The sequence below is a fragment of the Leisingera sp. MMG026 genome (genome assembly GCF_021654205.1).
Lineage (GTDB): Bacteria > Pseudomonadota > Alphaproteobacteria > Rhodobacterales > Rhodobacteraceae > Leisingera.
Genome location: NZ_JAKFZM010000093.1, coordinates 1 through 5,076, shown reverse-complemented (window position 1 = coordinate 5,076; position 5,076 = coordinate 1). Strand labels below are relative to the sequence as shown.

Annotated in this window: 5 protein-coding genes; all 5 read left to right on the top strand. The window is 63.3% G+C overall.

The features are described 5' to 3' along the window. The first annotated feature begins 95 nt into the window (after nt 1-95). Genes hpaD through L1069_RS23325 form a run of 5 tightly spaced genes read left to right on the top strand, consistent with a single transcriptional unit; the run spans nt 96 to nt 4,998 of the window. Entirely contained in the window at nt 96-1,076 is a 981-nt protein-coding gene (hpaD, locus tag L1069_RS23345) for a 3,4-dihydroxyphenylacetate 2,3-dioxygenase (RefSeq protein WP_237457240.1), read from the top strand. Between the two features lie 60 nt (nt 1,077-1,136). After that, a complete protein-coding gene (locus L1069_RS23340; protein ID WP_237457239.1) occupies nt 1,137-2,549 on the top strand; it encodes a pyridoxal-dependent decarboxylase in 1,413 nt (470 codons plus the stop codon). Continuing rightward, complete coding sequence (locus tag L1069_RS23335) at nt 2,546-3,415, top strand: fumarylacetoacetate hydrolase family protein (RefSeq protein ID WP_237457238.1); 870 nt, start codon at nt 2,546-2,548, stop codon at nt 3,413-3,415. The genes L1069_RS23340 and L1069_RS23335 overlap by 4 nt, the downstream gene beginning before the upstream one ends. Further along, on the top strand, nt 3,412-4,212 hold the full coding sequence (gene hpaH / locus L1069_RS23330; protein ID WP_237457237.1) for a 2-oxo-hept-4-ene-1,7-dioate hydratase: 801 nt from the start codon (nt 3,412-3,414) through the stop codon (nt 4,210-4,212). The genes L1069_RS23335 and hpaH overlap by 4 nt, the downstream gene beginning before the upstream one ends. A 15-nt stretch (nt 4,213-4,227) precedes the next feature. Further along, nucleotides 4,228-4,998, top strand: coding sequence for an HpcH/HpaI aldolase/citrate lyase family protein (locus L1069_RS23325; protein ID WP_237457236.1), 771 nt, complete (start codon nt 4,228-4,230; stop codon nt 4,996-4,998). Nucleotides 4,999-5,076: the final 78 nt, after the last annotated feature.

Genomic DNA, 5,076 nt, shown 5'->3' with positions numbered 1-5,076 from the left:
TTTGAGGAGTGGTTCTGGTGGGGTGGTATTTGTTTATAAGAGACCGGGGCCGGCCCCTCGCTCCCGCCCGCTACTGCAAGTGAAAGGTTCAAAACATGCCCGTCCCCGCCCCGAACCTCTATCCGCCCTTCAACATCGTGCGGCTGTCCCATGTGGAATATGCCGTCACCGACCCCGCCGCCTCCCGCGCCTTCTATGTGGACACGCTCGGCCTGCAGGTAACGCATGAGGACGACAGCCGCATCTACTTGCGTGCGATGGAGGAACGCGGCCACCACTGCATCGTGCTGGTCAAGGCAGACGCGGCCTCCGTGGGCGTTTTGGGCTTCAAGCTCTATGACGAACCGGACCTGGATAAAGCAGCCGAATTCTTCGCCTCCAAGGACCTGCCGGTTGAGTGGGTGGACCGCCCCCATATGGGCCGCACTTTGCGTACCCGCGATCCTTGGGGCATCCCGCTGGAGTTCTATGTCAAAATGGATCGCCTGGAGCCGATCCATCAGCAATACAGGCTCTACAACGGGGTAAAACCGCTCCGCATCGACCATTTCAACATGTTCTCAGCGGATGTGGATGCCTCCGTCGCCTTCTATAACGAGATGGGTTTCCGCGTGACTGAGTTCACCGAGGATGACGACAGCGGCAAGATCTGGGCCGCCTGGATGCACCGCAAGGGCGGCGTGCATGACGTCGCCTTCACCAATGGCCTTGGCCCCCGTCTGCACCACACCGCCTTCTGGGTACCGAACCCCTTGAATATCATCGACCTGCTCGACCTGATGTCGACCACCGGCTATGTGGAAAACATTGAGCGCGGCCCCGGCCGCCACGGCATCTCCAACGCCTTCTTCCTTTATGTGCGCGACCCCGACGGCCACCGGATCGAGATCTACTGCTCCGATTACCAGACCGTCGATCCGGACCTGGAGCCGATCAAATGGTCGCTCACCGATCCCCAGCGCCAGACCCTCTGGGGCGCCCCGGCGCCGCGCAGCTGGTTTGAGGAAGGCTCCGTCTTCGAAGGCACCACCCCGAAACCCAGCGCCTTGAATGCCCAGCCGATTATTGCACCCTGATGAAAAGGATCGCGCCCGGCCCCTAGCCGGGCACACTCCCATAAGAACAAGGTAAGAAAAATGAAATGGGATGAATTCTCCGAATGGGGCCGCAAGGTCGCGGATTGGACGCAGGACTACCACCTGACCGTCGGCGACCGTCCGGTTCGCGCCAAGACAGCGCCAGGCGAGGTGCTGAATGCCCTGCCCCAAACCCCGCCTGAGGATGGCGAAGGGATGGAGGCGATCTTTCGCGATTTTGAAGAAATCGTGATGCCCGGCATCACCCATTGGCAGCACCCCCGCTTCTTTGCCTATTTCACCTCCAACGCCGCCGCGCCTTCGGTACTGGCCGAATTCCTTGCCTCCGCCATCGCGCCGCAATGCATGCTGTGGCAGACCTCTCCGGCAGCGACCGAAATGGAAACCCGGATGATGGACTGGCTGCGCCAAGCGCTGGACCTGCCGGACCAGTTCCAGGGCGTTATCCAGGACTCCGCCTCCTCCGCCACCCTCGCCGCCGTCTTGACCATGCGGGAAAAAGCGCTGAACTGGCAGGGCAACAGCCAGGGCCTGTTCGGTCAGAAAGTGCTGCGCATCTACTGCTCGTCGGAGGTCCACACCTCCATCGACCGCGCCGTCTGGGTCGCAGGCATAGGTCAACAGAACCTGATCCGCGTCCCCGTCAAGGGCGACTGGCGCGGCATGGCCCCGGACGCGCTGGAGGCCGCCATCCAGGCCGACCTCGCCGCAGGCCACCAGCCCGCCGGCGTCATCCTCTGCGTTGGCGGCACCGGCGTTGGCGCCACTGACCCTGTCGACAAGGTGCTGGATGTAGCCCAAAAATACAGCCTCTACACCCATGTCGACGCCGCCTGGGCCGGCTCCGCCATGATCTGCCCGGAATACCGCCACTACTGGCCCGGCGTCGAACGCGCCGACAGTATCGTCTTCAACCCGCACAAATGGCTGGGCGTGCAATTCGACTGCTCCGCCCATTTCCTGAAGAACCCGGATGACCTGGTGCAGACCCTCGCGATCAGCCCGGAATATCTCAAGACCCACGACCACGACGGCATCATCAACTATTCCGAATGGTCGGTGCCGCTGGGGCGCCGCTTCCGCGCGCTCAAGATCTGGTTCCTGATCCGCACTTACGGGCTGGAGGGCCTACGCCAGCGCCTGCGCAACCACATCAATTGGTCGACCCAATTGCACGACAAGCTGAAGCCAGAGCCTGATTTTGAGATCACCACCCCGCCAATGTGGTCGCTCTGGTCCTTCCGATACGCGCCCGAAGGCGCCACGGATCTGGACGACCTGAACCTCGCGTTAGTCAACGCAATCAACGACGACGGCCGCATCTACCTGACCCAGACCCGCCTCGACGGTCAGCTGGTGATCCGCTTCCAGGCGGGCCAGTTTGAGACCACCAAAGCAGACGTGATGATGGCCTTCGATGTTATCACCGAAATCGCAAGGAGCCTGCAGTGACGCGCTTTGCCACCTACTCCGCCAATGGAGAGACTTTCTATGGCGCGGTGACAGATACCGGCATGATCGCCCTGTCTCCGCAGTTCCCCGAGTGGCCCACCCTGCGGGAGGTGATTTCGTCAAACGGCCTGCCCGTGCTGGCAGAGGCCGCCGCAGGCAAGCCCGCCACCCACACGGATTTCACCTATGACATCCCGATCCCCAACCCGGAAAAGATCATCTGCGTTGGCGTCAACTTCCCGAACCGCAACGCGGAATACAAGGACGGTTCATCCCAGCCCAAGCACATGTCCCTGTTCCCCCGCTTCCCGCGCTCCTTCACCGGGGCGGAACGCCCGCTGATCCGCCCGCCGGAAAACCATACGCTGGATTATGAGGGCGAGGTCGCCGTGGTGATCGGCAAACCCGGCCGCCGGATCCAACCGGACGACGCCTATGATCACATCGCAGCGCTGACGCTGGCGAATGAGGGCACCATCCGCGACTGGGTGCGCCACGCCAAGTTCAACGTGACGCAAGGCAAGAACTGGGACAATTCCGGCTCTATCGGGCCGTGGCTGGTGCCCTTCACCGATGCCGCCCAGCTGGATGAGGCCCGCATCATCACCCGCGTGAACGGCGAGATTCGCCAGGATGACACCCTGAGCCGGATGATGTTCCCGATCCGCGAGGAGATCGCTTATATCTCCACCTTCACCACCCTGCAGCCCGGCGACGTGATCATTACCGGCACCCCCACCGGCGCAGGCGCCCGCTTCGACCCGCCAAAATACCTAGTGCCCGGCGACGTGGTCCAGGTTGAGGTCGAGGGCATCGGAACCTTGCGCAACACTGTCGCGGATGAGTTCGGCGAGGCCGAAACATGACCCCCGAGCAGCATCAGGAAGCCGCCAAAGCCCTGCTAAAAGCCGAGCAAACCGGCCAGCAATGCGGCCTGCTTTCGCTCGCCTATCCCGGCATGACGCTGGACGATGCTTATGCTGTGCAACAGGCTCTATTACGGCAAAAACTGGCCTCCGGCCGCAAGAAAGTCGGCTGGAAAATCGGCCTCACCAGCCGCGCCATGCAGCAGGCGCTGAACATCAAAACGCCGGACAGCGGTGTGCTGCTTGATGACATGGCGTTCACCAATGGCAGCACAATTCCCGCAGGTCGCTTCATCCAGCCGCGGGTGGAGGCGGAGATCGCCTTTGTCATGAAATCCCCCCTCGCAGGCGCCGATTGCACCCGCGCAGATGTGCTGGCCGCGACTGACTATGTAGCGCCCTCGCTGGAGATCCTCGACACCCGCATCCTGCGCGCGGACCCGGCAACCGGCCAGGCCCGCATCATCACCGACACCATCAGCGACAACGCCGCCAATGCAGGCGTCGTGCTTGGGGCAGAGCGCCACGCAGTGGACGGCCACGACCTGCGCTGGGTTGGTGCCATCGCCGCCCGCAACGGCACGGTCGAGGAAACCGGCCTTGGCGCCGGCGTTCTGAATGATCCCGCCACCTCGGTCTTATGGCTGGCGCGGCGGATGGCGGAAAATGGACAACAGATCGAGGCCGGGGATATCGTGCTGTCAGGCTCTTTCATCCGCCCCATCGAATGCCCGCCGGGTACGGAAATCATTGCTGATTTCGGCCCCTTCGGCTCGGTATCCATCAACTTCGCCTGACAGGAGGCCCCGCCCATGCCCGCACCCAAGAACACCTTCAAACAGGCTCTATCACAGGGTAAACGCCAGATCGGCTGCTGGATGAGCTTTGCCGACGGCCAGATTGCCGAGATCATGGGCACCTGCGGCTTCGACTGGCTGGTGATCGACGGCGAACACGCGCCCAACGACATCCGCTCGATACGCGACCAGCTGATCGCGCTGGCCGCCTCGCCCAGCCACCCGGTGGTGCGGGTGCCGGTAGGTGAGACCTGGATGATCAAGCAGGTGCTGGATGCAGGCGCCCAGACCGTGCTGGTGCCGATCGTCGAAAGCGCCGAGCAGGCCCGCGAACTGGTCCGCGCCTGCCACTACCCGCCCAAGGGCGTGCGGGGCGTCGGCGCCACGGCGGCGCGAGCCACCATGTTCGGAAAGGTCACTCAATACATGCAGACCGCCGACCAGGAGATCTGCCTGCTGGTGCAGGTGGAAAACCGCGCCGGGATGGCAGCACTGGACGAGATCCTGCAGGTCGAGGGCATCGACGGCGTCTTCATCGGCCCGGCGGATCTGTCCACCGACATGGGCCACCAGGGCAACTCCGCCCATCCGGAGGTGCGCGCGGCAATTGCCGATGCCATCACCCGCATCAAGGCCGCAGGCATCGCGCCTGGTATCCTCGGCACCACCGATGAGGCCACCCAGGCCTATGCGGATATGGGCGCGCAGTTTCTGGCGGTCGGCATCGACGTCATGGTGCTGGCCCGCAACGCCCGCGATCTGGCCGCCAAGTGGAAGGCAGAATAAGCCTGCACCACCTTTAGAAAGCGAAGCTCTCCCGCGCCCGCCCGCCGCCCTGGCAATGCCAGAGCAGCGGCAGCGGCC

What these genes read in the sequence shown, in the direction of transcription:
- hpaD (WP_237457240.1), top strand. Translation starts at nt 96, where the DNA reads ATGCCCGTCCCCGCCCCGAACCTCTATCCGCCCTTCAACATCGTGCGG.
- L1069_RS23340 (WP_237457239.1), top strand. Translation starts at nt 1,137, where the DNA reads ATGAAATGGGATGAATTCTCCGAATGGGGCCGCAAGGTCGCGGATTGG.
- hpaH (WP_237457237.1), top strand. Translation starts at nt 3,412, where the DNA reads ATGACCCCCGAGCAGCATCAGGAAGCCGCCAAAGCCCTGCTAAAAGCC.
- L1069_RS23325 (WP_237457236.1), top strand. Translation starts at nt 4,228, where the DNA reads ATGCCCGCACCCAAGAACACCTTCAAACAGGCTCTATCACAGGGTAAA.